Genomic DNA, 26,384 nt, shown 5'->3' with positions numbered 1-26,384 from the left:
ACAATGCCTAAAATGAAAACGCATAAGGGAGCCGCAAGACGGTTCCGAAAAACCGCAAAGGGGAAGTTCAAAATGAACAGTCCTTTTGCCGATCATATCAAGACGAAGAAGAACTCAAAACGAAAAAGGAATTTGCGTAAAGGCAGCATAGCATCCAAAGCTGACACAAAAAGGCTTAGGAAACTGCTGCCTTAGCATTCGGAGATGAAAAATGAGCAAAGTTAAGAACGCTGTTACACGGAGAAGAAAGCACAAAAAGAGACTGCTGGAAGCCAAAGGGTATTTTGGCGGAAGAAGAAAACTGTACACGGTAGCCAACGAAGCCAGAAAGAAGGCTCTTGAATACCAGTACCGTGACCGCAGAAACAGAAAAAGAGATTTCCGCTCATTATGGATTACGCGTATTAACGCCGCTGTCCGTGAGCATGATATGAATTACAGCAACTTCATAGCCGGGATTAAAGTTGCAGGTATAGAACTCGACAGAAAGACACTGGCGGACCTCGCCGTCAGAAACCCGGAAGCATTTGCAAAGGTTGTGGAAGCAGCCAAAGCCGCTCTCTAAGGGAGAGGGGATGATCTGTGCCTCAGTCGGAAGATATTGAGAGGTTGACTGAAGCGATAAATAGATTGATAGTCAGGTTCAGGTCAATACACACACAACGTGATGAATTGGTCATAAGAGTAAGTGAACTTGAGTCCAGGCTGGAGAACAGCGTGGACTCTGTGGATTCTGATGGTTACAATATACTCAGGATTCATAGTGCGAGACTTCTGCGTGAAAGGCAGGAGATCAAGCGAAGGTTATGCGGAGTGCTGGACAAACTGGAAAGTATTGAAATAGAAGACTAATAAGTTAGAGGAATAAATGAGCAACCGGGCTGAGGTTACCCGCGTTAATATTTTTGGGCGGGAATATACTATCCGGGGAGCAGGTTCTCCTGCTTACATAGCTGAAATTGCCCATTACGTAGACATGAAAATGCGGCAGATGACAGATAACGCCACCATGGCTTCCACAGCCAAGGTGGCTATTTTTGCCGCACTTAACATAGCAGATGAACTCTATCAGAAGAGAGACCAGTACGAGGAACTTGATGAGAACCAGAGCGGTGAACTGACACACCTGGCCGACAGGATAGAGCAGGTTCTCTCGGAAACGAGCCATTCTCATGTATCATCCTCTTCTGCCAGTTCCGATTCATCTGCCGTCATCGAAGCCTCAACAATCCAGCAGAACAGCACATCCGAAATACCGCGATAGTAAGAATTTCGCGGCAGTAAGAAAAGGACACGGCAGGGATGTGCCGGCATTCTGCGCAGGGGTGTTTCCGGCCCGGTCATAATGGCTGCATCCTGATTCCGTTTATATAGATGCTTACCTGCGTCTGAACAGGAGATCGCCATGAGTATCCTTATACCTGCTGCACTGGCAGCAGTTACATTCGTTCTGGGGTTTATTCTTCATAAAATTCTTGTAGCCAAGGAAATAAGAGGCGCTGAGGCTGAAGCCGAGCGCATAGTATCCGATGCGAAACGGGAGGGTGAAGCTCAGAAACGTGAAGCTCTTCTTGAGGGCAGAGACGCCATTTCGCGAGAGAGGGCGGACATGCTGGAAAAGTACCAGGAGCGGAGAATCAGCCTGGATAGTAAGGAGAGCCAGCTTTCAAGTGAATCGGAGCGCCTCGGTATACTTAAAGAGAAGCTGCATGACAGAAAGGATTCTCTTGATAAGCGCGGGACCGGTTTATCTGAAATGGAAAACTCTCTCAACGCCAAGCATCACAGGGTAAACAAGCTGATGGAGGAGCAGAATAAACTGCTTGAACAGAGAGCAAATCTTTCAAGGGATGAAGCGAGAAAGCTAATGCTTTCCAACCTGGAGGAAGAGCTGCATCATGAAGCGGGAAGGCTTACCCGGAAGATACTCGAAGATGCTGAGAATAAGGCCGAAGAAGAGGCTCTCAAGGTTCTATCTACAGCTATTCAGAGATGTGCGGCGGATCATGTGGTAGAAAACTGCGTCTCAGTGGTGAACCTCCCCAGCGATGACATGAAGGGAAGGATCATTGGAAGAGAGGGCAGGAATATCAGGGCCTTCGAGGCTACGACCAATGTTGACGTTATCATCGATGATACTCCTGAAGCAGTGGTTATTTCATGCTTTGATCCTGTCCGCAGAGAGATAGCCAGGCAGGCCCTTGAGAAATTACTTGAAGACGGCAGAATACATCCGGGAAGGATAGAATCCACCGTATCCAAAGTTACATCGGAGATGGAGAAGAGAATAAGGAAACTGGGGAATCAGCTGGCGCTGGACGCTAACGTATCAGGTCTGCACCAGCAGCTTATCAGGCATCTTGGAAGATTACGCTACAGAACAAGTTACGGCCAGAACATGTACCAGCATTCACTTGAGACCGCCCACATCTGCGGACTGCTGGCATCCGAACTTAAACTTGATGCCGCACTGGCAAGAAGGATCGGCCTTCTTCACGATATCGGTAAAGCCACTGATCAGGATATCGATGGTTCACATGCGATGGTCGGGATGGAACTTGCGCAGAGGTATGAAGAATCAGAGGTAGTATGCAATGCTATCGGTGCTCACCATGAAGAGATAGAATGCGAATCTCTTTACGCCATTCTCATACAGGCAGCAGATTCGGTAAGCTCCGCACGTCCGGGGGCGAGAAGAGAGACACTGGAGCTGTACGTCAGAAGGCTTCATAAGCTGGAATCGATTGCTGATTCGTTCGATGGTGTAAGAAAATCCTATGCCATACAGGCGGGACGGGAATTGAGAATAGCAGTCAGACCTGAGACAGTAGATGACGATTCCGCAGCCGAACTTGCTAGAATAGTTGCCAGGAAGATCGAAAGTGAAATGCAGTACCCGGGGCAGATAAAGGTTACTGTAATTCGCGAAACCAGAGCTTCTGAAACAGCACACTGATATGAAGATACTGCTCCTTGGCGATGTGGTTGGAAGGCCTGGACGCACCGCCCTTGTTACCTTTCTGAGGAACAGCGATTACGATTTTGTCGTGGCCAACGCCGAGAACGCGGCGGGAGGCTTCGGGCTGACGAGGAATACCGCTTCCCAGCTCCTGGACGCAGGAGTGAATGTCATCACATCAGGCAACCATATCTGGCAGCATAAGGAAGTTCTTGATTACATTGACAAAGTTGACTGTCCCGTTCTCCGGCCAGCCAATTATCCTCCAGGTAATCCCGGTAGTGGCTTCATCGTGATGAAACATCAGGGGATAAGGATAATGGTTATTAACCTTCAGGGAAGACTGTTCATACCCATGGCACTTGATTGTCCTTTCAGGACAGTGGACAATATCCTCAGGAACAATTCCGCGGAAATAATAATTGTTGATATGCACGCCGAAGCCACCAGTGAGAAACAGGTCATGAGCAGGCATCTGGACGGAAGGGCTACAGTTGTTGCAGGTACCCATACCCATGTTCTTACTGCCGATGCAAGGGTGCTCCCGGGTGGAACTGCATGCATTACCGACCTTGGGATGTGTGGTTCGATGTCCGGGGTAATCGGAATGGCAACAGAGGAAGCAAGAATCCGGTTCATTACCGGAAGGCATACACGATTGAAGGTGGCTGAGGGAAACACTTATGTGAACGGTCTTGAATTGGTACTGAACACCGAGTTGAAAGTGGAAAGCCTGAGACTTGTCAATGAGAAAGCCTGATATCCACAAAGACCTCTCAGATGCCGCGTCGTGGGTCGATAACGGTTTCAGGAGCATTTCCATGCATAAGAATTCCATCTCCCGGCTTCCTTCCCTTGCTTTTTATTCCCTTGAATCCGGTGGCAAACGTGTAAGACCTTTTCTTGTTCGATCAGCCTGCACCGCAGTGGGAGGTCATCCTGATACTGCGCTGAAAGCAGCCTGTGCTGTTGAAATGATACACACTTACTCCCTGATTCATGACGATCTTCCCGCGATGGATGATGATGAATTAAGGAGGGGAAAGCCTGCCCTTCATACCAGGTATGGGGGGAAACAGGCGCTGCTTGCCGGTGATCTTCTTCTCATAGAGGCTTTTGGAGAACTTCTTGATACACCTCTGGGACCCGGCAGGATCGCGCAGATGGTGGAGCGTCTTGCCCGTGCGGCAGGTCCCGGATACCTTGTTGGAGGCCAGTATATGGATATGTATCATACGGAAGATGCAGGAGATGACTGGATACGGAACATGGTTCTGGGCAAAACAGCGGCGATGATACGGGTTTCGCTGGAACTTGGCGCGCTTTCCGGAGGAGCTGATGATGATGTGCTTCAAGCGGTTGCTGCTGAGGGCGACAGACTGGGGTTTCTTTTCCAGCTGACCGATGATATTCTGGACATCTGCGGAAGTACCGAAGAGATGGGTAAAGAGGTTTTAAAGGATTCCCGGCAGGGCAAACGCAACCCCGTTTCAACGATGGGCCTTGATGAATCAATTAAAAAGGCTGAGAATATGGCCTACGAAATCGCCGGTAGACTGATGAACATCAGGGGAGACTGGGAGAGAGTAGCCTCCCTCGCTCTCTACCTTCCGGCAAGGAGGAAATAGCGATGTCCCTGCTGAGCAGGATCAAGCAGCCCGGTGATGTTTCGGAGCTGACTCTCGAGGAAAGACTTGCCCTCGTTGACGAGGTAAGAAACAGAATAATCGAAGTCGTTCACAGTACAGGAGGGCATCTTGCTTCCAGCCTTGGTGTTGTGGAACTTACGGTCGCTCTGCTTTCAATCTATTCGCCTCCCGTTGACAAGGTCATCTGGGATGTGGGGCACCAGAGTTATCCATGGAAAATGCTTACAGGCAGGGCCGACCGCTTTCACACGATACGTCAGAGCGGTGGTTTAAGCGGTTTCCCCAGGAGAGACGAAAGTCCCTGTGACGCTTTCGGAACCGGACACAGTTCTACCTCTATATCGGCTGCCCTCGGTTACGCTCTGGCCAGAGATATTAAAGGAGAGGATTACAAAGTTGTTGCCCTCATAGGTGACGGAGCAATGGGTGCCGGCATGGCTCTTGAAGGCTTGAATCACCTCGGGCATACTGGTACCGATATGCTCATAATCCTGAACGATAATGAGATGTCCATTTCTCCCAATGTTGGAGCCATCTCCCATCACCTGACACGTCTCATCACTGACCCCAGGTACAACAGGATAAAGAAGGATGTATGGAATGTCCTGGGCAGGATACCTTCACTTGGAGACCGGGTGAGGAACGCGGCACACGCAGTAACTTCGGGTCTGAAAAAAACTCTTGTTACGCCCGATACATTGTTCGACGATTTTGGTGTTCGTTACATCGGCCCGGTTCCCGGAAACGATCTTACTGCCATCACAGGAGTTCTGCAGCGGGTCTCTGAAATTTCCGGACCTGTGCTGCTTCATGTTTTAACAAAGAAGGGCAAAGGTTTTAAACCTGCCGAGCGTGATGCCACGGGATATCATGGCGTGTCAGGTTCAAATGGCAAAAGCAAGACAAGAGAAACTTTCACCGCAGCCTTCTCCAGAGCCATCGTTGAAATGGGAAGGAAGGATGAGAGGATTGTAACCATAACCGCCGCAATGCCCGATGGAACCGGACTGAACAAATTCGCTGCCGAGTTTCCCGACAGATTCTTCGATGTGGGAATTGCTGAGCAGCATGCGGTTACACTTGCATGCGGATTAGCTTTTAGTGGTCTGAAACCTGTTGTGGCCATTTACAGTACTTTCATCCAGAGGGCTCTTGATCAGGTAATACACGATGCTGCTCTTCAGAAGGCTCCCGTTGTTCTCGCCCTTGACCGTGGAGGAGTCGTAGGGGAAGACGGCCCAACTCACCATGGTGTTTTTGATATTTCACTGTTTCTCCCCCTGCCGAATGTCAGGCTTGCGGCGCCCAGAAATTGCGTCATGCTTGAAATGTTGCTGAAAAGATCGGTTCATTTTGAAGAGGATCTCACCGCGATAAGATACGCAAGGGGTGAGGAACCGGCCGTGGAATCCGAATGCCCTGAAGACGTCGAACCCGGAAAAGGTCAGCTTCTCCGCGAGGGGCATGATGTACTCATCATAGGCGTGGGAGTCATGGCTCTTCACGCGGTTGAAGCTGCCAGGAACCTCGCCGGTCAGAATATATCCGCTGCGGTTTACGACCCGATTTGGCTCAAACCGGCACCCCTGGAGGAGATTAAGTCCCTGGCTGTCGAATGCGGCAGAGTGGTAACGGTCGAAGACGGCATCGTAACGGGCGGATTCGGTTCCCGCATAAGTTCGCTTCTGAGCAAAAGTCCGTGTCCCGTACTTGAAATAGGCATTCCCGATGAATTTCAGCCTCATGCCACCAGGGAGGAACTCCTGCAGCGCATGGGTCTCGACCCCGAATCACTTGCCGAAAGGATAGGTGATTTTGTTGGTATATGAACCTGTGGTTGTGAGAAGGCTCTGTCTTTACGTTGACAGGTTCAATCCTCCGTACGCCGGGCTGATAAGGAATCTCATTCTGTATTGCGAAAAGCACGGTATATCTCTGGTATCGGCACCTTCATCCGCCGATCATCTGAACGGGTTTAACCTCTCCGCGGGCAATAGCTGCGACATGGCCATGGTACTGGGCGGTGATGGTACGATTCTCCGTGGTCTGGGCTATTTCAGGGAGCTGAATGTACCGGTGCTCGGAGTAAACGCAGGACACCTGGGGTTTCTTGCAAGTGCTGAAAAAGCTGGTCTTGAGGAAACGGTTTCCAGAATATCCGAAGGCGACTATTACATCGATACAACTCCTGTACTCAGGGCAGAGTTTCCCTCGAAGCATGCCATTACCGCTGTTAACGATTTCAGTATCAACCGCTCAATGATGGGCGGAATTCTGTCATTCAACCTTTACGTAAACAGTGTCAAGGTAGCTCATATGACCGGTGACGGGCTTGTTATTTCAACCCCGTTCGGATCAACCGCGTACAGCCTTTCGTGCGGGGGTCCGATTCTCGATCCGGGATTGTCGGCGATACTGATTGTTCCGATATGCGCCCATTCACTTTCTCTCAGGCCCCTTGTCGTGCCGGATGATCGCTGTGTTTCGGTGGAGATATGTGAACTCAGAAGTACCGGGCCTGTAGTCTCCGCTGACGGTTCACCTTCCGGCACTCTGAAATCCGGAGAAATTCTGAAAGTAACCAGGGGTGATGGATCATGCATGAGCGTAAGGTTTCACGATGAACCCGGTTATTACAGCAGATTGGGATTGAAGCTTGGCTGGGGAGTGAGAGGATAGCATGCTCGCAAGTCTGTCGCTCAGGAATCTGGCAACAATAAGCGATACATCGGTAGAATTCGGGCACGGGCTGAACATACTGACAGGAGAAACCGGCGCAGGTAAATCCATTCTGATCGACGGCCTTCTGCTGGCACTGGGAGAACGGGCGGATACAACACTGGTCAGACCCGGGTCGAAAACGGCCAGCGTTGAAGCCGTATTTCTTCTGGAGGATGGTTCCGAGTATCTTGTAAGGCGAGAGGTCAGGGCAAAGGGCAGAAGTCGTCTATTTATTAACGATGAACTGGTAACACTTGAGGACGGCAGGAACGTAATAGCTGGTCTTGTAGACCTTCATTCACAGAATTCAACACCTGCGCTTCTGCGTCGCGGTGTTCAAAGGGCCGCGCTTGACGAATTCAGCGGATGTGCCCACCTCGCGCGGGATCTCAGCATCAGATTTCAGGAGTACAGGTCTCTCCTGCAGCGATTTAAAGAACTTGCCGCACAGCTGGAAACCGTTTCTGAGAAGAGGGACATTGCTCAGCATGAATTGTCTCTGATTGAAAAACTCAACCCTTCAGCCGAGGACTACAGCAACCTTATGGATGAAAGGCGTGAACTCAAGGCTGTCCAGAACGGCGCCGATATTCTTGGAAAGATTTCGAACGGTATTTCCGGTGATGACGGTATACTTGAAACACTCGGGAGATTCAGACATTCTCTCTCCAGCACCGGAATTGAGACGAAGGATGTTCTGGAACTTCTTGAACAGGCGGATATAGCCATGACTGAGGCTTCTTCCGAATGTGAAAGTATGCTTTTCAAAATTGAGAGCGCACCCTGGAGGATCTCCGAGATCGACGACAGGCTTGACGGTTACGCTGAACTGCTTGGCAGGTGTGGCGGATCCCTGGAGAATCTTCTAAGCATGCGGGAGCATCTGAACACGGAACTCGGGCAATACGATCTGCTGGAGGAGAAATGCGAAAACCTGGAGACTGAAATACCCTCGAAAGCTGAAAGCCTTCATGGAATCGCTGTAGAGCTTTCCGAATTCAGGAGGAATGCTGCAGAAAAGCTGGAAAGATCGGCTCAGAATGAACTCAAACTGCTCGGTATGCCCGATGCCGCCTTCAGGGTCGTCATGAATGAACCTCCGGAAAACAGATCCTGCGTTATTCAGGATTCGCTCATCTGTTCGGATGGATGCGAGATCCCCGAGTTTTACTTCAGCGCTAATGCAGGAATTGAACCGGGTCCGTTATCCTCCGTTGCCAGCGGTGGCGAGATGTCCAGAGTAAGCCTTGTACTGAAGCTGGCCCTGGCCAGTGTAACCCAGGCGCCTACGATGGTTTTTGATGAGATCGACAGCGGTGTTGGAGGAGAAACGGCGAATCTTCTGGCCGATTCACTCAGCAGAGTCTCCGGGGAAAGACAGGTCATCGTGATTACCCATCTTCCACAGATAGCCTCGAGGGCTCAAAGGCACCTGGCCGTATCCAAAGAAATTGTAAACGGGCTGCCTGCTACCAATGTAAACGCTCTTTCTGATGGCCGCGAAAGAATCGAAGAGCTTGCAAGGCTGCTTGGCGGGGGAAAACCCGCAGTGGAGCATGCGGAAAAAATGATGCAGAAAGGAAACACTGGAGGTGTGAAATCGTGAAGGGTCCTCTTTTCAACGTTCCCAATCTTGTAAGCCTGAGCAGAATACCCTTAGTATTTGCCGCTTGCCTGTTCCTGGTGCAGAGAAGTTTAATACCTTTAGTGGTCGTGATATTTCTGGGTGTTTTTTCGGACTTTCTTGATGGAATAATAGCAAGAAAAACCGATTCTGTAAGTGACTGGGGAAAGATACTCGATCCCCTTTCTGACAAGATAGCCATCGGAGCATTCATAATTACAATGGCCGTCATTAAGGCTGTCCCACTCTGGTTCGTTGTAGTGTTTCTGACAAGAGACGTTCTGATAGCAGCAGGTGGAATTCTTGTTACGAAACGACTGGGTTCACCTCCGTCTTCGAATATTTGGGGAAAACTGTCAACACTTATCGTATCGATTTACCTTACATCTACCGCTGTTTGCTACATACTGGACAGCACTCTATGGCCCTCACACCTGATTCTCGCCGGCCTTGATCCAATCGGCCTTTTATCACTCGGGTTTGTATTGCTGAGTCTTTTTGTCTATTTTTCTGAATCCGCAAAAATGCTCCGGAATTCATGATCCGGAATAACTTTCAGCTGACGGGAGCATCAGAACTTGTATCTTAAAAGGCTGGAAATAGTAGGTTTCAAATCGTTTGCAGACGCCTTTGAACTGGAGTTTCAGCAAGGTATCTCATGCGTTGTCGGCCCCAACGGCTGCGGTAAAAGCAACATAGCCGATGCCATCAGATGGGCGCTTGGTTCCCAGAGTCCCACTGAACTCCGCGCTGACCGCATGGAAGACGTGATATTCTCCGGTACCATTAACAGAAAACCCCAGGGAATGGCGGAAGTACTTCTTACCTTTGATAATTCAAATAGAGAGCTTGATCTGGATTTCGATGAGGTGACGGTGACCAGAAGGCTCTTCAGGTCAGGGGACAGCGAGTACCTGCTGAACGGCAACCGATGCAGACTGATGGATATCACCGATCTTATTGTTGACAGGGGTCTTGGCAGCAATGGATACTGGATGCTCGAAAAGAATATGACAGATACGATAATAGAGAGTGGACCTTCTGACAGGAGGTTCCTCTTCGATGAAGCCGCTGGAATAGTCAAGTACAAAATGCAGCGTCACCGTGCCGAGCTGAAGCTCAATTCAGCAGGAGATGATCTTGAAAGGCTTGACGACATCGTTTCTGAAGTTGAGCGCAACGTAGGTTCACTTAGAAAACAGGTATCCGCATTCAAAAGGTGGGAGAGCGCTGAAAATCGGATAACCGAGATCCGCAGCCTGATTGAGCACAATACGCTGCAGGAATCAGGGGATAGGCTCAGGAAGCTTGAAGAAAGGCTCAAGCTATGCAAAGGACGTGAGCACTCAGCTTCAGCCGCCGTTTTAGCAGCCACTGCCAGGCAGAGTCAGGCAAGGGTTTCACTTGAGAAAGCTCAGACCCGGCTTGACGGTGAACATGCCAGATGCTCCGATCTCGATGGTGAAATGAGCAGAATCCATGAACAGCTGGCGGTTGCTGAAGAGCGATACCGTAATACTACAGCGCTAATAGAGAGTTCAGCAGCGGAATCATACGGTAAGAAAAAGAGAGCGGAACAGTTCGGACAGGATGCGGAAGAGCTTATTAAGCGAGAGACATCATTGACAGAACAGATAACTGACGCTTCGAAAAACCTTGCGAAAGCTGCATCCGATACAGGAAAAGCTGAGAAACGCTTCAGAGAATCAGCCTCTGAGCTTGAGAAAGCAAGAGAGAAATACCGCACAATATCTGATACGGCACAATCCCTTCAGAAGGAGTATACCGATGGTCTTCGAACCAGGGAGAGGGCCAGGCAGGAATTCGCATACGCGCTCGAGCGAACGGAAGAGCTTGAGTCAACCGCGGGAGAACTGGGAAAAAGTCTGAAAGAAACGGAAACACGTCTCGTAGAGATCAGGACCGGGAAGAAAGAAATTGAGATAGAACTTGATGAAATTCGCGATGGAAGCGGAGACATTTCCATCGGAATCTCGGAGGTTCAATCGGAGATACGTTCCCTTGAGATGGAAGCAGGCCTGCTGGAAGCGAAGATCAGCGGCCTTAGGGAAGCGAAGCTCACATCCGGATCTGACAGTCTATCCACCTGCATGAAAGTGCGCAGGGGAATGGGAATGGCAGTAGGCGCCTGGCTTGATTCATTCCAGGACTCGATGATACGGGATAACCCTGGTGAACTTCCCGATGGAAGCAATGGAGAAAGGTATTATCTGAACGTTTCGAAATCAGCAGAACCTGATATTCCTGAGGGGGCCATCTGGCTTCCGGACTGCCTCGAAGAGGATTCCCGAAGCAGTTTCAAAAATCTGCTTTCCGGAGCGGTTGTGGCCCCGGACAGGGAAAGGGCTGCACAGTGGTTCTTCAGCGGTATAGACCTGGATATCGTAACTGAAAAGGGTGATCTATTCAGGAAGGACGGTCTCGTTAGACTGGGAATACCAGAATCCGGTGGAGGAGTTATCGAAAGGGAAGCTCTGGCTCAGGAAGCGGAAAAGAAGGTTCTTGAAATTTCGAAGATACTGGAAATACGCCGCGAATATGAAAAAGAGCTCAGGGAGAGGCTGAAAGTGTCTGACCATATGCGTGAAGACCTTCGCAGGCAGATATCCGCAAGCGATAAGGAAGAGGCATCCCTGCAGGCCACGGCTGAGGGTTACGGGAAAAGAATTAATGAACTCGTCTCCGAAAGAAACATTATTGAAGAAAAGCTTCCGAGCCTCCAGCAGGCTTCTCGGGAACAGGACTCCAGGGGTAGTACGGAAAAACTGCAGCATTCCAGGGAAGAGATGGAACGATTGTCAGACGCTCTGAAGGAGATTGAGGAGCGAAGGGAGAACCTGGGCTCAAAGATGAACAGCCTGATAAGGGAAGAGAACCGGTTGAAACTGGACCTGTCTTCCCTTGAAACATCCCTGAAACAGACGGAAATCGAGAGGAAGCGCCTGCTTGCAGATTCATCGGAGGCGGCGGCAGGAAGCGCAGAAATCGATGAGAAAATTAAGGAACTGAAGAGCACAGTAGCTGCTCTTGATAAGACTATTGTGAAGTTGAAATCAAAACTGGATGAACTATCCGTCCGCAGGGAAGAAGCCGAAAGCAGCCGGGCCGAAGCTAGCCGGGAACGAGCCGACTGGCTTGAGAAATCTAAGCAGGCTGATGAAGAATTGATGCGGCAGAGAGATGAACTTTCCGATTTGCGAGAGGAAAGGGCTTCGGTATCCGGTGAGATGGAAACCGTGAGAAGTCTATACGATGAGCTCAGCACCAAGGATCTAACTCTGCCCGATGACAAGAGCCGCTACTGGGAGTATTCACAGGAGAAACTTTCAATTGAACTCGAGAAGCAGACCGGATACAGAGAGAACCTGGGGCCTGTGAATATGCTGGCTGTAACCGAACATGAAGAAGCTAGAAAGCGTATTGACTTTCTTGATGAACAGAGGACAGATCTGATCGATGCAAGGGAATCTCTTATGGACGCAATCGGCGAGATCAACCGGACAGCCGAGCGCAAATTCGATGAGACTTTCGTCGAGGTTCGAAAGCATTTTAAGGAAATGTTTACAAGCCTCTTCGGTGGCGGTGAGGCCGATATTATCGCTCTTGATTCGGAGGATCCTCTGGAAGGTGGAGTACAGATAGTTGCAAGACCTCCAGGGAAGAAGCTTGAGAATATAACCGCGCTTTCAAGCGGTGAGAGAGCCATGACAGCCGCCGCGCTTCTCTTTGCCCTCTACCTTGTGAAACCGTCTCCATTCTGCGTACTGGACGAGCTTGACGCGCCACTGGATGATACAAATGTTGATAACTTCATCAACCTGCTCAAGGGATTTGTGCGAAGAACCCAGTTCGTTGTCATCACCCATAACAAGAGGACGATGGAAGCAGCAGATCGTCTCTTCGGGATAACCATGGCTGAACAGGGTGTTTCATCCATGACATCCGTCAACCTTGAAAAGGCCCGTCAGATAAGTGAAGGCTGAGTGTACCGGTGGGATTTAATCTCAAACAAAAACTCAGGAGAAGCAGCGATGCCCTTGCCGGAAAACTCGACCGGCTTTTCGGTGGTGAGTCAATTGAAGATGCCGATATGGAAGAGGCGGAAGAGATTCTTCTGGGAAGTGATCTGGGCTGGGAGCTTACGGAGGAAGTAATAAATGAACTCCCCGGGAAAGTCAAAAAATCAGGCTTGTCCTGGAAGGAAGCGCTGGCGGAAATACTGATAGAGAATGTACCTGTACCAGCGTTTGAAACGGTTGAGGCGAAACCCTGTGTTACTGTTGTTGTCGGAGTTAACGGAGCGGGGAAAACCACAACTATTGCCCGTCTGGCAGCAAGGCTTCAGAAGGGAAACGAAAAGGTGCTTCTGGCATGTGCCGATACGTTCAGGGCCGCTGCGGCAGAACAGCTTGCGATATGGTCTGAGAAACTCTGTACAGCACTGCTTACACAATTACCTGGATCCGATGCGGCCGCTGTCGCATTCGACGCTGTTAAGCGTGGGCAAAGCAGACACTACGATTCGGTGATAATAGATACCGCGGGCAGGCTTCCCAATAAAAAAGGGCTTCTTGATGAACTGGCCAAGATATACAGAGTGTGCGGAAAAGCGATGGAGTCCGCTCCCCACGAGGTACTTCTTGTTCTGGATGGTACTGTGGGACAGAACGCAAAAGCTCAGGCTGAACAGTTTATGAAAGCCGTGCCGATTACAGGGCTGGTGGTTACAAAGCTCGATGGAACAGCCAGGGGCGGTTCCGTTCTCGCTATGGCAAGCGAACTGAATATCCCGGTGAAGTATGTTGGTGTCGGCGAGGGAAGCGACGATCTTCTTGACTTTGACCTTAAATCCTATGTTCATGCTCTGCTGTGTATGGAAGAAGCGGACTGATGATTCTCAAAATCGAAAATCTCTCAAAAACCTACGGGGATAAAGAAGCTGTCATAGACCTTTCACTGGAAATTCCCGCAGGTGAGATATTCGGACTTCTCGGTCCCAACGGAGCGGGTAAGACAACCACACTGAAAATGATCCCGGGGCTTGTGGTACCCGACACGGGTCGAATAACTGTTAATTCTATAGATGCTTCAGAAGATCCTGAAGGTGTAAGGGCTCAATTGGCCTATGTGCCCGATGAACCCACGATATACCCCAGGCTGTCCGGCAGGGAATTTTTAAGGTTTGCAGGTAGAATGAGGGATATTCCTCCCGACGAGCTGGAGAAAAGAATCGATTTTCATGTGAAGCTTTTTGACATGGGTGACTGGCTCGACAGCAGAGCGGAGGGGTATTCCCATGGTATGATACAGAGAGTTGTTCTCTCCTCAGCATTTATCGCCCGTCCGATTCTTTACGTGATCGATGAACCACATGTCGGGCTTGACCCGGCAACGGCTGAAACTTTCAACAGAATGGCCAGAGCCGCCGCAAAAGCGGGGGCCGGGATTATTCTTTCGACCCATACACTTCCGGTGGCACGGATTTTCTGCGACAGGCTGGGTATTATACATGAGGGACGGCTGATGGAGATTTTCGGAACCGATCAGATCGGTAAGGAAGATCTTAAGGATATTTTCTTCAGAATTACTGGAACCGGCCCCGCCGACGTATCCACCTTCTTCCCGGGGACGTACCACACTTCTTCAACTTGTGGGTACAATTAACACGAATTATTAAATTAAATTGTCATATTTAATAAGATTATAATAATTTCTTCTATAAATCCAATTTCAATTTAGATTGGAAGGAACCATGTGAGTTTGGTGAAAACAGTAAACTCCGATTTTCCGAATTCTCCTGTTATTTCATCCGGATCAGCGTTTTCACCTATCATGAAGTAGAACATGCTTCCAGGTCTGAACTGCCAGCTCAGAAGTGCGTTCATCCAGTGGCTTAAATCCCTGGTGTTTTCTCCAAGATTCCATTCGGTACTGAATCTTGAAACCTGAGAAGTAAGCCTTAGGCTGAGGTAGTTGGTAAACATCCAATTCGTGCTCAACTCGAGGGAGCGCCAGTCGGTATCCCTTCTGTCCCATCCGTCGAAGTTCCAGTTGTACTTTCGAGCATCCGAAGTCCAACTCCAGTCAAGATCAGCCTCGAGGAGAATATTCGATACAGGTTTATAATTTATACATGTTCCTGTATAACCGCGTGTGCCTTCGCAGTAAGTGTTCGTGCCGCCCCAGAGGTATCCACTAAGCTTCTTCCTGGAATCGGTGGAGAAGGAGAATCCCATGTCCATTCCTCCATCGTATTCTGTGCCATCGGGACCCTCATACCTGTCTGTCCATGATCCATCGAATCCAAAATTAACACTGACATGATACCTGTTCCGGAATGTTAAACCTGAACTTAGCTGTGCGCCTCGTCCTGTTACAGGACCACCCGGGGCTCGGTCGAACCATGCATATAAATAACTCCCCAGGTGATCAAATACATCACTGTTGCAGAAGGGATGGTACAATCCAGTATTGAACCACGTATTCACATCTCCAGTGGAAGAGGTGTAGCCCGTCATGTTCGCGTTGAAATTTTCCTCGCGGAAAGAACTGCCGCCACTGATATCGAACCTGTCGCTGTCGTAACGGTAGTTTGCCCTGTATGCGAAATTGTCTTTCCATACACCCTCTTCAGAATTCCAGGTACCAGCGATGGCGGAACTTATACTGTGGTCATCAAGGAAACTGATCTGGGCGTCCACAGCTCCCGATCTGCCATACACATAATCGGATCCATCGAAACTGGGAATATCCGTACTGGTACCGCTGAAGCCGATGTAGGTTCCCTCACCGAATTCCCTTAAAATCCTGCCGGCAGTGTAGTTCGTTGGATTCACAAGAGTATTGCCGTCATCCTTTACCGTTCCAGTGTAAGCGTTAAGGAATCCTATGCGGAATCCGTTCGTGGAACCTGTCAGTTTGGCTCCACCAAGTATCGGAATGATATCGCCGTTGGGCGCCACAGAGCCTATTCGTCTGGAGTAAAAAAGCGAGAAAGGCATGCTGAACATGTCCGAGCCCTCCAGAAAGAAGGGTCTTTTCTCCGAAAGGTAGGTTTCCCAGTGGGATAAATTTGCCTCTGTAGGGTCAGCTTCAACCTGACCGAAATCAGGGTTTACCGTAAGGTCAAGCAGAAGTTCGGAGGATAGTCCGATTCTGGCGTCAATGCCGGAATTAAACCATGGATCCCACTTTTCATCTGCGTCAGGCAGGTACTGAACGCGTCCTGCTCCGTAGGGTCTCAATTCTATCCGCCGGGTTGAGGGAAGCGAATTCAGACCGCTGAGGTTACCGAAATTCTTGATCTCTATACTGCCGTTGTCCGCCATTCTGAACAGGAATGCGCTCTCATTAGTTCTGGTAATTGTTCGTTTGAAATTGATGCCCCATTCCTGTTCTTCATCATCGGAATAACAGAGAGCTGAAAAGGGAATCGCGAATTCCGCGGTCCATGCTGAATCCGAAACCGCAGTAGCGCTTTCCCATATTCCATCCCAGTTGGAATCCCAGCCGCTTGCTTCGCACAACCTGCCATCCTGCTGTACGTTATCAATATTGACGAAGAAGTAGTAGGCATTGTTATCATCGTTGTAGGTGTCCAGCCAGATTCCTGCCCACTCGCTGGAGAAATCGTTGTCCCTTGAAGCCACTATTCTTGTGAATTCCTCAGGATGACTGTCGTGCAACATGAAAGCGAAATAGATCGATCTGTCATCGAAGAGAATCCTGACTTCGGTCTTCTCGGTCATAGGCTCTCCGCAGTCAGGTCGATGCTGAATGAAATCTTCAAGAACAGGAATTGCATTGTTCCAGACCACATCATCAGGGATTCCATCGATGACAGGTGGTTCGGAGACTCGTACCGCCTGAACAGTTGTCTGTGAGAAGCAAGCGCAGGTTATTAAAAGCAGATTGAACAGAAATAAAAGCTTCAAATTCGCTACCTTTCAGATAGTCCCGTGAGTATTTCCCACAGAATCAATCCGCAATATAATAAATGGGAGCAAATTTCGGTGAGAACTTCGGACTCTATTGATTATATTCATGCGTATTGAGTAGTCTGAACAATGCGAATGTATATAGAATTTGTGACGGAGGCTGCAAAAAAATGTCCTTTATTTCTGGAGAAAGCGTCAGTTCATTACGATGAAAATAAAGCCAATCATACGCAGAATACCTACCGGCCCCCTCGATGTGAATTGCTACATAGTTGGATGTCCTCATTCTCACGAAGCTGTAATCATTGATCCTGGAGGTCACGGGGAAAAAATCATAAAGTCAATTCAAGAGCTTGATCTGATAGCAGTTGCGCTGATAGATACCCACGGACACTTCGATCATATAGGGGGAAATGCTTACCTGATGACTCATATCGATTCACTCCGGCTTTATGTTCATACAAGCGACCTGCAATATCTCAGAAATGCTCGGGAGCATGCTGACTACTGGAGCATGCAGTTTGAAGATTCTCCCGAACCCACCGATCTGCTTCAAGGGGGGGAAGAAATCATTGCAGGCGATCTGAGACTGAAAATAATTCACACACCAGGGCATTCTCCCGGGGGCATCAGTATATACCTGCCGGGGCATGTGTTCACCGGAGATGCTCTTTTCGAGGGATCCATAGGAAGAACAGATCTCCCAGGAGGGGATTACGACTTGCTGGTCTCTTCAATTAAGAAGAAGCTGCTTTGCCTTCCCGGTGAGACTATCGTACATCCCGGTCACGGCCCCGAAACAACCATATCAGAAGAGAGAAGAAAAAATCCTTTTCTTCAGTGACCGATAACTCCGGTAACCATCCTGAACATGCCGTCAGGTCCCTCGAAGCCTGGTCCTGTCGTATTCATGATAATTGCCACCAGGCTGTCATTGAAAACGTAGACATCTCTTATTCGGTAATTTGAAATGTATTCGTACACTGGCTGCGGTGAGTCATCAAGGTAATGCATGACAGTATTGCCGCTTGAATCCGTGATCAGTACTTCCAGAAGAACTGGCATATCGAACATTGAAAGCCAGTCCGGAGGGGAGTCGGGCATTTCCTTGTGGCTCAATATGCTGAGTCTGTATTCCGGTCCTGTGTACATCAGCGAGCCTGCCCAGGTCACGAATGATACACTTGCCGGTTCCGCGTCTGTATCGGTAAGCGGATGACAGATACAGTGAACACCTTCGTTCCCGGATGAGATTCCCAGACTATCAAGATACGGATATGCTTTCTCCTGAAGAAACGTTCTGGCCGGGTTCATGGAGTTCTCGTAATAGACATACGACCCGTTCTCGTACATCATATCTTCGGTCCATGGAATTTCAAATCTTCGGATGATTTTGCTATCCGGAACAGATATTACAACGATTTCAGCGCCCGGGAATCCGCTTCCATCGGCAATCCAGTATTGCTCAAATGCGGCATAACCTCCATCATCTGAAAAACCGAGAAATTCAGCGGAAGCCAGAAAGGCTGCGCTCGATATACTCGATGCCATTATTAGAAACAGAACAGAGAGTATTGCAGGTTTCACAATTCTCCTTCATCATGTTTTTGGTTGAATCAGGCTAACTTCCCTTTTAAAAGAACACAAAATAGTAGTATAGTTGAAATGACAGTTGAGACAACAGACACTTTTATCAGGGATGGTGCAGAGTGCTTCAGTCGATAAATCCTTTCACCGGGGAAAGAATCAGGTCGTGGAATGAGAATACTTCGGAAGAAATTTTAGATATCCTTGAGAAATCTCAGAGAGCGTTTGAATTCTGGCGTGACATCGGAATAAGTTATCGATCGAAACGGCTGTTGAATCTTGCCAATCTTCTTGAATCGGGCAAACACCATCTGGCAGTGGAGATGGCTGCGGAGATGGGTAAGCCCGTTGAGCAGGGGCAGTCCGAAATTGAGAAATGTGCATTGGTTTGCAGGTATTACGCTGAAAACGGTTCTGATTTCCTTGCTGAAGAAAGTATCGCGAGTGATGCTGATATAAGCTATGTGTGCTATCAGCCTCTTGGAGTTATCTATGCCGTCATGCCATGGAACTTTCCGTTCTGGCAGTTATTCCGGTTCGCGGCACCTGCTGTAATGGCGGGGAACTCCTTCATCCTCAAGCATGCTCCTAATGTTTCGGGATGTTCCATACGCATCCGGGATCTGTTCAGGGAGGCAGAATTTCCCAAAGGCCTGATTGACGTTGTTCTTGTTTCGGAGGAAAACGTTCACGAAGTATCCAGCGGAATAATTGCTGACGAAAGGGTTAAAGCTGTTACGCTTACCGGAAGCGCAAAAGCAGGGAGCGCAGTTGCCTTGGAAGCCGGGTCGTCCATAAAGAAGTGCGTGCTGGAACTTGGAGGAAGTGATCCCGCGATAATTCTTGAAGATGCGGATCTAAGGGACGCAGCCAGGCAGACAGCGTTCTCCAGGCTTATCAATACAGGACAGAACTGTATTGCATCCAAGAGGTTCATCGTCATCGAAAGTGTTTACGATGAATTCCTTGATTTACTTATCGGTGAGATGAAAGCAAGGAAGATGGGCGATCCGATGAAGATGAAAATTGATCTGGGACCGATGGCCAGATACGATCTTCGTGATAATCTGCACCGGCAGGTTACTAAGAGCATAGAGCTTGGGGCAAAATTAGTTACTGGCGGCAGAATTCCGGATCATCCTGGGGCTTTCTATCCGCCTACCGTTCTGACGGGTTGTAGAAAGGGTATGCCTGTTTTTGATGAAGAAACCTTCGGGCCTGTAGCAGCTGTCTGCTCAGTGAAGGATGAGGGGGAAGCTGTTGTGATTGCCAACGATACATCCTACGGACTTGGAGCTTCCGTATATACGCGGAACAGTCGAAGGGGGGAAAGAATCGCCCTTGAGCTGAACGCTGGAGCCTGCTTCGTAAACTCGTTTGTCCGGTCTGATCCAAGGCTTCCCTTCGGTGGAATTGGTCTATCAGGTTTTGGTAGAGAACTGTCTAGAAGTGGTATGCTTGAATTCATGAATTGCAAGACGGTTTATATCATTAACAAATGATGTGTTATAGGGGTCAAATCTTTACTCTTGACATTTAATGTCAAGAGTAAAGATTTGACCCCTATTTGCCTCCCCTATTTGTCCTATGTGCTACGTCCCCAGGGTGCGTTGATAGACGCGGATTCTTCGGTGAAGACGTTTTTCGTAAAATTTCCACATAGCCTGGATCTTTTTATTGTCTTCCAATTCATGGTTGCTCTCAGCAAATTCCATTTTTCTTTTGAAAGAGCTTACTCCCATTTCGTAGGCCAGTAAAGCGTCCACACCTTGCCCCTGGTATGCAGGGAGGATGCCCGCAAGGTAGAAATCCAAAGTCCTGCTATTTTTCATTTCCCTGAGAATATGAATGAAACCGAATGGAAAAAGCCTGCCTTTTGCCTTCTGGAAAGACCTTGAAAGATTGGGCATCGCAATTATGAATCCCACAAGCCTGTCTCCGTCAACCGCGAGTTTGATGAACTCCGGATCAACTTGCCCAAGATAGGTTTTTATGTAGTAGTCTATTTCCTTTTCATCCAACAGAGTCGTACCGTACAGCTTCTCGTAGGATTCATTCAGAACGTCGAAAATCTGGTGTCCCCATCTCTTCGAGAGGTTTTTTTTAGATTTTTCGTTGAATACTTTAACTCTGCTTCTTTTCTTTATCAGGGTTGTCAGGCGTTCCACTTTCTCGGGAAAGGCCTTTGGTACTGTTATCTTATATTCAACGTAGTCAACTTCCTTATCGTAACCTCTGGATGTAATTATATCGTTGTACCACGGTGGGTTGTAGCTACCCGCTATTGTGGGGAGTTCATCGAACCCCTCAATGAGAAATCCTGTCATGTCGTTATCTGTGAAACCCATAGGGCCCGATATCGCTGTCATGCCTTTTTTCGCGAGCCAGTTCTCCGCAGTGCTGAAAAGCGCATTGGCTGTTTCCAGGTTATTCTCGCATTCGAACCATCCGAATCTTCCGCAGTCTTGCTCCAGTTTTTCAATGTACCTTCTGTTTACTATGGCGGCTATACGGCCCACAGTTCTGCCACCGCGCAGGGCCAGAAAGAAACTGGTATCACAGTATCTGTAGGCGGGATTCTTATCCGGATTGAACTGAGCCTTTTCCTGAGAGATAAGAGGGGGAATCCAGAGGGGATCATCCCTGTAAAGTTCGTAAGGCAGCATGATGAAATCGTTCAGTTCACTCTTTGTTTTTACCTGTTCAATAACTGTAGTCATTAAGACTCCTTCTTTGTTTTTATAGGATGAATCTAATCTTATGAACTCTCCGGTCAAATACCCGTATACCATGGAACTATCTGTAATGGATTAACTATCTCTTCATGATGTTATCAGGGAGGAAATACATGGAGAACAATAGCAGGTTTCAGAATAGGCTGATTACACCGACTTTGAGCATTTTGTTTGCTGCGGGTCTGCTACCGTTGAATGCCGCTTCAGCTTCAGATCAGAACAGCAACCGGAGCGGTGCAGTTGATAACCCCGGTTCGAGCGTTGATTTGTCGCGATCCCTGCTCGCCAGAACTTCGGCTCTTTGGAGCAATCCTCAGTGGCAGGAATTCAAGAGAATCTGGAAGAAACTGAACAATATGGAACAAGCTGACGTTAATCACAGCTCCAGCGATCTTGATTATGAAACAATCGACAAAATCAGGACTGAGCTGGACAACAGTTATGTCGAACTCATGGGAATCGCGGAAGAAATTGGAATTGACTCCCTCGATATCGGCCTCCTCCACAAACTGGCAACCGACAGGCTTACATTTCTTTCCTACGGTTCGATGTTTTCCCTGACAAGGATGATGCCGCCGCCCGTTTCAGAGCAGACTGATTATCTTGTCTCTCAGATTGAAGCCAGGCTCGATACCGTTATCCGTCTCAGGGAGGAGGGCCTCATCTCCTCCGGGGAAATGATAACCGCCTTCAGCAATCTAAGATCTTCAATTGACACCTATTTCCTTCTGGAGACTGTCAGCGAAAGAGTCGGTTACGCAGGGGTTCTCTGGTCGGTCAGATGGCCTCTTGAGGCCGATCTGATACCGCCTTATCTCGACAGCATTAAAACCGCGGTACTGGACAGCCTTGAAAATTCAGGAGTAAACAATGAAGAGGAGCGCTGTGTACTGCTCGAGGATCTGGAGGATATGGAAAGATCCATAAGCCGCACCCGGGACAGGCTGCCTGCCCTGCACGATCTTCTTCTGGATCTTGAACTTTTCTGATTTCCACATGAAACATCCCTTATTCGTTTTCGAGATTACACCTCGGTGTAATCTTGCCTGCGTATACTGCTACAATGTATGGAAGGCGGAAGGTGAGCTATACCCCCGGGAACTCTCCGTTCAAGAGATAGAGATCCTTGCGGATTCTATTCTGGCGGCACATCCCGTTTCGGTTACACTTACCGGTGGAGAACCTCTTTTAAGACAAGACATTTGCGAGATAGTCAGCGTGTTTCGTAAACGTGGAATACTGGTTGGAATTGCAACTAATGGCATGCTCCTTGATCGTGATACCGCGAGATCGTTAAAGGAAGCAGGCATTGCATGGCTTGAAGTATCCGTGCCTTCAATTACTGGAAATGGATACAGGAATCTGACAGGCTTCGATGGATTTCACGATGTGAAACGGGCCTTACTTGCCGCTGCCTCAGTCGGAATCCGACTTACTGTTTCACATATAATAACTTCACTTAATCCAGGAGATACCGAGCGGGTTGTTGATCTGGCCTACGCTTTCTCCGCGGACGCGGTCGCCCTCAACAGATTCGTGCCTGGCGGAACAGGTTTTAAGAACAGGCATCTCCTACCTTCTATTGAGCAGCTTGATTCATCACTGAAAAACGCCAGCCACAGCTCACTCATGTCCCCCGGAATGACAGTATACGCTGCCATTCCGGTAGAGAACTGTATCCTGCATCACAACGATTATCCAGGCATTAAATTCGGATCATGCATATGCGGAGCTGGAAAATGGGCGATAAGCCCCTCTGGAGAACTGAGAGTATGCGAGCAGAGTCCGTACGTAATTGGAAATCTCCTGGATAAATCATTCGAAGAGCTGTCACGATCTCAATTCGTTGAGAAATTCCGTAAAGACAACGCGCGTTCAGATTGTACATTGTGTGCTTCCAACAGAGTCTGCGGGGGAGGATGCAGGTTCCTGCGGGCTATACCCATTCGCTGATACATCTGTTAGGTTCATCTCCGACTCTGACAGATTGAACTGGACGGTGAATGGTATAAAAAAATGCAGTAAACTTATCGCTGAGAACCATTGGCTTGCGTATCTCCTGGTATTTGTCGCAGGATTCGTACTTCGACTGATTTGTATTGGATCCAAAAGTCTATGGGTTGATGAAGCCTATGCGGCAGGCCTCATGGATATGAATCCTATCGATCTTGTGAAATTGTCCATTGCCGGTTCTCCCCACCCTCCACTGGCTTTTCTGTTTATAAGATTCTCGACAGTCATTTTCGGTCAGAGTGAAGCTGGCCTGCGCATGATCCCGGCTCTTGCCTCTGCTCTTGCCGCCATTCCCCTCATGTGTTTCATATCAAGAAAAATAAGTTTCAGATCGGCTCTATGGGCGGGTCTGATATGGTCGGTTTCACCTTTTGCGATATCGATGGGGCAGGAGGCATGGCTTTACGGGATCATCTCCTGCTTTGGCTTTCTTTTCATCGATATTGCTGACAGAGCATGGAACTGCAGCAGGAAGGCACTATATTTCGTTGTACCAATTGCTCTTACCGGAATGCTGATTCAGCATATGTTTGGCCTGTTCATTGCTGCGGGATTTGCTCTATACTTCACCGTTCCGCGGAAGCAAAGGCTTCCTTTCAGGCAGCTTGTCCTGGTGTCGGCCATTTTTCTTGTTCTTTACGCGCCCTTCGCTGTTTTGATGGTGAAACAAACCTCGTTCAGGGCTGAGAGGATAAGGCGGGCCGGCATGGACATGGCCGCAGTCTACAGATACCGGTTTATAGTCAGAGTTCCAACGGTCTTCGTAAGGCTCATTCCGGGAGGATTACTTCTGGAAGCTGGCTACGAAATGATCCGGAATGTTAAACAGATAGTCTTCTGGTTCATTATTGGAGCGGGAAACCTGTTGCTGCTTCTTAATCTGTTTCTGAGTAATCTGCTTGACAAAAAATTCAAAGTATGGCTTCTCCTTCTATTTGCAGTTCCCTTCATGATTTTTATTAAGGAAGATCCGACCGTAAGGCATCTGACGATTCTCTGGATACCGTTTGGTTTCGCACTCGCCGCGGCATCACAGAGGTGGAAGTTCGCAGGGCCTTTCATATTCATTGCAGCAGCTATCACGCTTCTTCCATACTACAATATCAACAGTTTTCCTTACCACAGATCGGATTGGAGAGGTGCCACAGCATATGTTGAGGAAAGATTTTCCAGTGATGAAAGCATCCTCATTCTAGGAGGACAATCAGGAGGGCTGGCCTGGGATTACTATTCGTCCGGGAACTTTCCAAGGGCAGCCTTCGGCGGTGAGAATCCCTATATTGAACTCATGGTGTGGGGTAAAAGTCCGAACTCAGCAATAGACAGCTTGATGGATTGTCACGATTCCATCTGGATAGTGTACGATTACTGGGGAGGACCCAAAACTCCGGAACTGACCGATGGCTACAGGATCCTATCGGAAACCCGGATAAGTCCAGTCATGGAAGTAATCCATATTTCGGAGTGATAAGTCATTCCCTTATATGTTCAAGCCCCTTTGAGACAAGTTCTCTAATATGCTCATCGTCCAGACTGTAGAAGATGTGTCTTCCATTTCTGCGGCTTCTGACAAATCTTGCCGTTCTAAGGGATCTGAGCTGGTGAGAAACCGCTGAGACACTCACATTGGTCTGTTCCGCAAGGGCACAGACGCATTTTTCGCCATTGAAAAGAGACATCAGCAGCACCAGCCTGGTCGGATCGGCCATCTGATGGAAAAACTCAGCCAGTATCTCAACTTCTTCATTATCAGCTTTCAGCGTATTTGAAGAATCGATTATTCACCTTCCTTCACATTGTAGCCAAGTTCCCTGATTATCTGTATGGCCTTATTTACATCGAATCTGACACTACCGTCCAGAAAAACAGCCACTTCATCTTCACTTGCCGAGGCGGATACATTCAGTATTCCTGGCAGTATTTCGAGGGCATTGATTATCGAAGTCTCACACACGGAACAGTTCATACCTCCTACACATAATACTTGCTTTAATTCAGAGTTCTTCTTTCCTGAGGATTTCAGTCGATGATCCAAGGCATCTTTGAAAGCGAACCAGGCCGTTCCAGAAAGAAGAAGCAATCCTGCGGCACCACTGAGTAATCCGGTAATAGAATTCGTACCGTGCCCTGAATGGTAAGCGCTGGATACGGGAACGCTGAGTAAGTTGAGCATTCCTCCAGCCGCGAGACTGATGAAAATAACAGTAAACAGGTAGATGAAGAATACCCTCGATCCAAGGGTTTTTCGAACCGCGCCCATGGTCGCGGCATTTGTGGCAGGCCCTGCCATAAGAAATACCAGAGCACTGCCTACAGGAAATCCAGCGTATATGAGACCCGCTGCTATTGGCACAGAAGAAACGGAACAGACGTAGAGAGGAATTCCTATAGCAAGCGCAGCGAGCAGACCCAGCGGACCTGCAAGAACCGGATACCGTGAGAGCTGCCCCGGTTCAAGAAACGTGGTTATTAAAGCGGATATGACAATCCCGAAGACAAGCCATCCGTAGATATCCCTGAAAAGATCGTTGAAGGAATAGTTCCAGATTCGACGTAGAAACGAACCTGTCTCAATCCCGGTACAGGCCTGTACGGTTTCCTGGTTTCTCAGACCATTACCTGTCCTGTCGGCAATGGTTCCTCCCAGAATGCCAGCGAAGAATGCGGCGACTACCTTCGCAAGAGCAACCGGCCATCCAAGAACTGCCCATGTTACTGCTACCGAATCGACTCCGGTCTGGGGAGTGCTGATAAGAAATGATGTGACTGCTCCCAGGGATGCCCCATCCCTTCTAAGACCCATTGCCGCAGGAAGCACCCCACACGAGCAAAGTGGTAACGGAACACCAACCAGAGCAGCTTTTGCACTGCTAATGAATCCCGGTTTGCCCAGATGAGACAATATCCTGTCTTTTTTAACGAAAACATGCAGAAGTCCGGCGAGCAGCAGCCCCAGAACAAGTGAAGGAGCAAGTTCTGTCACTGTATTCCATAACACCTGAAGAAATTCTGAGACCATAGTTGAACCTCTTATTATATTGAATATTTGAACAATTATTCAAATATTATAATATCGATTGATATTTTGTCAACGGATTACTGATTTCAGGCCAGTCAATCATGTTCAGTAGTTAAACT

General features: G+C 48.6%; 24 protein-coding genes. 19 read left to right on the top strand and 5 right to left on the bottom strand.

The annotated features are described in order from the left end of the window. Positions 1–3: 3 nt before the first annotated feature. The 14 genes from rpmI (at position 4) to K8S15_08230 (ending at position 14,638) form a co-directional block, all read left to right on the top strand. Positions 4–195, top strand: coding sequence for a 50S ribosomal protein L35 (gene rpmI, locus K8S15_08295; GenBank protein MCD4776033.1), 192 nt, complete (start codon positions 4–6; stop codon positions 193–195). A gap of 16 nt (positions 196–211) precedes the next feature. After that, a complete protein-coding gene (gene rplT / locus K8S15_08290; protein ID MCD4776032.1) occupies positions 212–565 on the top strand; it encodes a 50S ribosomal protein L20 in 354 nt (117 codons plus the stop codon). A 17-nt stretch (positions 566–582) separates the two neighbouring features. Beyond that, positions 583–852: a hypothetical protein gene (locus K8S15_08285; GenBank protein ID MCD4776031.1), complete on the top strand. Its 270-nt coding sequence runs from the start codon at positions 583–585 to the stop codon at positions 850–852. Positions 853–868: 16 nt separating this feature from the next. Continuing rightward, the gene (locus K8S15_08280; GenBank protein ID MCD4776030.1) at positions 869–1,264 is read left to right on the top strand and encodes a cell division protein ZapA; all 396 of its coding nucleotides are present in this window, start codon (positions 869–871) and stop codon (positions 1,262–1,264) included. Between the two features lie 141 nt (positions 1,265–1,405). Then, a complete protein-coding gene (rny, locus tag K8S15_08275; protein MCD4776029.1) occupies positions 1,406–2,956 on the top strand; it encodes a ribonuclease Y in 1,551 nt (516 codons plus the stop codon). 1 nt (position 2,957) lies between these two features. After that, the gene (locus tag K8S15_08270; GenBank protein MCD4776028.1) at positions 2,958–3,719 is read left to right on the top strand and encodes a YmdB family metallophosphoesterase; all 762 of its coding nucleotides are present in this window, start codon (positions 2,958–2,960) and stop codon (positions 3,717–3,719) included. Next, complete coding sequence (locus K8S15_08265; GenBank protein ID MCD4776027.1) at positions 3,706–4,587, top strand: polyprenyl synthetase family protein; 882 nt, start codon at positions 3,706–3,708, stop codon at positions 4,585–4,587. The genes K8S15_08270 and K8S15_08265 overlap by 14 nt, the downstream gene beginning before the upstream one ends. A 2-nt stretch (positions 4,588–4,589) precedes the next feature. Continuing rightward, positions 4,590–6,437 carry a 1-deoxy-D-xylulose-5-phosphate synthase gene (dxs, locus tag K8S15_08260; GenBank protein MCD4776026.1) on the top strand — a complete coding sequence of 616 codons (1,848 nt, stop codon included), beginning with the start codon at positions 4,590–4,592 and terminating at the stop codon, positions 6,435–6,437. Continuing rightward, entirely contained in the window at positions 6,418–7,287 is an 870-nt protein-coding gene (locus K8S15_08255; GenBank protein MCD4776025.1) for an NAD(+)/NADH kinase, read from the top strand. Before dxs ends, K8S15_08255 begins: the two co-directional genes overlap by 20 nt. A gap of 1 nt (position 7,288) precedes the next feature. Continuing rightward, positions 7,289–8,935: a DNA repair protein RecN gene (locus K8S15_08250; GenBank protein ID MCD4776024.1), complete on the top strand. Its 1,647-nt coding sequence runs from the start codon at positions 7,289–7,291 to the stop codon at positions 8,933–8,935. Continuing rightward, the gene (locus tag K8S15_08245) at positions 8,932–9,495 is read left to right on the top strand and encodes a CDP-alcohol phosphatidyltransferase family protein (GenBank protein MCD4776023.1); all 564 of its coding nucleotides are present in this window, start codon (positions 8,932–8,934) and stop codon (positions 9,493–9,495) included. The genes K8S15_08250 and K8S15_08245 overlap by 4 nt, the downstream gene beginning before the upstream one ends. Before the next feature lie 36 nt (positions 9,496–9,531). Next, entirely contained in the window at positions 9,532–12,957 is a 3,426-nt protein-coding gene (gene smc, locus K8S15_08240; GenBank protein ID MCD4776022.1) for a chromosome segregation protein SMC, read from the top strand. Further along, positions 12,954–13,865 carry a signal recognition particle-docking protein FtsY gene (ftsY, locus tag K8S15_08235; GenBank protein ID MCD4776021.1) on the top strand — a complete coding sequence of 304 codons (912 nt, stop codon included), beginning with the start codon at positions 12,954–12,956 and terminating at the stop codon, positions 13,863–13,865. Before smc ends, ftsY begins: the two co-directional genes overlap by 4 nt. After that, entirely contained in the window at positions 13,865–14,638 is a 774-nt protein-coding gene (locus K8S15_08230; protein ID MCD4776020.1) for an ABC transporter ATP-binding protein, read from the top strand. The genes ftsY and K8S15_08230 overlap by 1 nt, the downstream gene beginning before the upstream one ends. A 71-nt stretch (positions 14,639–14,709) precedes the next feature. Here K8S15_08230 and K8S15_08225 read toward each other — a convergent pair whose 3' ends face one another. Next, positions 14,710–16,908, bottom strand: coding sequence for a carbohydrate binding family 9 domain-containing protein (locus tag K8S15_08225; GenBank protein ID MCD4776019.1), 2,199 nt, complete (start codon positions 16,906–16,908; stop codon positions 14,710–14,712). Positions 16,909–17,119: 211 nt separating this feature from the next. Between K8S15_08225 and K8S15_08220 the strand changes: the two genes are divergently transcribed. Next, positions 17,120–17,755, top strand: coding sequence for an MBL fold metallo-hydrolase (locus K8S15_08220; protein MCD4776018.1), 636 nt, complete (start codon positions 17,120–17,122; stop codon positions 17,753–17,755). Here K8S15_08220 and K8S15_08215 read toward each other — a convergent pair. Beyond that, entirely contained in the window at positions 17,749–18,498 is a 750-nt protein-coding gene (locus K8S15_08215; protein ID MCD4776017.1) for a DUF2259 domain-containing protein, read from the bottom strand. The genes K8S15_08220 and K8S15_08215 overlap by 7 nt on opposite strands. Before the next feature lie 122 nt (positions 18,499–18,620). On the opposite strand from K8S15_08215, the gene K8S15_08210 reads away from it, so the two are divergent. Further along, positions 18,621–20,000 carry an NAD-dependent succinate-semialdehyde dehydrogenase gene (locus K8S15_08210; protein MCD4776016.1) on the top strand — a complete coding sequence of 460 codons (1,380 nt, stop codon included), beginning with the start codon at positions 18,621–18,623 and terminating at the stop codon, positions 19,998–20,000. Positions 20,001–20,090: 90 nt separating this feature from the next. Here K8S15_08210 and K8S15_08205 read toward each other — a convergent pair whose 3' ends face one another. After that, complete coding sequence (locus K8S15_08205; GenBank protein MCD4776015.1) at positions 20,091–21,218, bottom strand: hypothetical protein; 1,128 nt, start codon at positions 21,216–21,218, stop codon at positions 20,091–20,093. A gap of 128 nt (positions 21,219–21,346) precedes the next feature. Between K8S15_08205 and K8S15_08200 the strand changes: the two genes are divergently transcribed. The 3 genes from K8S15_08200 to K8S15_08190 are packed head-to-tail and all read left to right on the top strand — an operon-like array spanning position 21,347 to position 24,714. Then, positions 21,347–22,222, top strand: coding sequence for a hypothetical protein (locus K8S15_08200; GenBank protein MCD4776014.1), 876 nt, complete (start codon positions 21,347–21,349; stop codon positions 22,220–22,222). Between the two features lie 7 nt (positions 22,223–22,229). Beyond that, the gene (locus K8S15_08195) at positions 22,230–23,186 is read left to right on the top strand and encodes a radical SAM protein (GenBank protein MCD4776013.1); all 957 of its coding nucleotides are present in this window, start codon (positions 22,230–22,232) and stop codon (positions 23,184–23,186) included. Beyond that, on the top strand, positions 23,125–24,714 hold the full coding sequence (locus tag K8S15_08190; protein MCD4776012.1) for a glycosyltransferase family 39 protein: 1,590 nt from the start codon (positions 23,125–23,127) through the stop codon (positions 24,712–24,714). The genes K8S15_08195 and K8S15_08190 overlap by 62 nt, the downstream gene beginning before the upstream one ends. A 4-nt stretch (positions 24,715–24,718) precedes the next feature. Here K8S15_08190 and K8S15_08185 read toward each other — a convergent pair whose 3' ends face one another. Further along, positions 24,719–24,955 (bottom strand): metalloregulator ArsR/SmtB family transcription factor, encoded by a 237-nt coding sequence (locus tag K8S15_08185; GenBank protein MCD4776011.1) that lies wholly within the window; start codon positions 24,953–24,955, stop codon positions 24,719–24,721. Positions 24,956–25,023: 68 nt separating this feature from the next. After that, the gene (locus tag K8S15_08180) at positions 25,024–26,265 is read right to left on the bottom strand and encodes a permease (protein MCD4776010.1); all 1,242 of its coding nucleotides are present in this window, start codon (positions 26,263–26,265) and stop codon (positions 25,024–25,026) included. Between the last annotated feature and the right edge of the window lie 119 nt (positions 26,266–26,384).

Source organism: Candidatus Aegiribacteria sp. (assembly GCA_021108005.1).
Taxonomy (GTDB): domain Bacteria; phylum Fermentibacterota; class Fermentibacteria; order Fermentibacterales; family JCC-6; genus Aegiribacteria.
Note: the sequence above shows the minus strand (reverse complement) of the source record. Positions and strands in the feature narration are given on the sequence as shown.

Bases quoted from the DNA above. Each gene is read 5' to 3' on its own strand.
- K8S15_08265 (MCD4776027.1), top strand. From the start codon at position 3,706: ATGAGAAAGCCTGATATCCACAAAGACCTCTCAGATGCCGCGTCGTGG.
- K8S15_08195 (MCD4776013.1), top strand. From the start codon at position 22,230: ATGAAACATCCCTTATTCGTTTTCGAGATTACACCTCGGTGTAATCTT.
- rpmI (MCD4776033.1), top strand. From the start codon at position 4: ATGCCTAAAATGAAAACGCATAAGGGAGCCGCAAGACGGTTCCGAAAA.
- rny (MCD4776029.1), top strand. From the start codon at position 1,406: ATGAGTATCCTTATACCTGCTGCACTGGCAGCAGTTACATTCGTTCTG.
- K8S15_08220 (MCD4776018.1), top strand. From the start codon at position 17,120: ATGAAAATAAAGCCAATCATACGCAGAATACCTACCGGCCCCCTCGAT.
- K8S15_08180 (MCD4776010.1), bottom strand. From the start codon at position 26,265: ATGGTCTCAGAATTTCTTCAGGTGTTATGGAATACAGTGACAGAACTT.
- K8S15_08250 (MCD4776024.1), top strand. From the start codon at position 7,289: ATGCTCGCAAGTCTGTCGCTCAGGAATCTGGCAACAATAAGCGATACA.
- rplT (MCD4776032.1), top strand. From the start codon at position 212: ATGAGCAAAGTTAAGAACGCTGTTACACGGAGAAGAAAGCACAAAAAG.
- K8S15_08200 (MCD4776014.1), top strand. From the start codon at position 21,347: ATGGAGAACAATAGCAGGTTTCAGAATAGGCTGATTACACCGACTTTG.
- K8S15_08205 (MCD4776015.1), bottom strand. From the start codon at position 21,218: ATGACTACAGTTATTGAACAGGTAAAAACAAAGAGTGAACTGAACGAT.
- dxs (MCD4776026.1), top strand. From the start codon at position 4,590: ATGTCCCTGCTGAGCAGGATCAAGCAGCCCGGTGATGTTTCGGAGCTG.
- K8S15_08270 (MCD4776028.1), top strand. From the start codon at position 2,958: ATGAAGATACTGCTCCTTGGCGATGTGGTTGGAAGGCCTGGACGCACC.
- K8S15_08280 (MCD4776030.1), top strand. From the start codon at position 869: ATGAGCAACCGGGCTGAGGTTACCCGCGTTAATATTTTTGGGCGGGAA.
- K8S15_08185 (MCD4776011.1), bottom strand. From the start codon at position 24,955: ATGGCCGATCCGACCAGGCTGGTGCTGCTGATGTCTCTTTTCAATGGC.
- K8S15_08230 (MCD4776020.1), top strand. From the start codon at position 13,865: ATGATTCTCAAAATCGAAAATCTCTCAAAAACCTACGGGGATAAAGAA.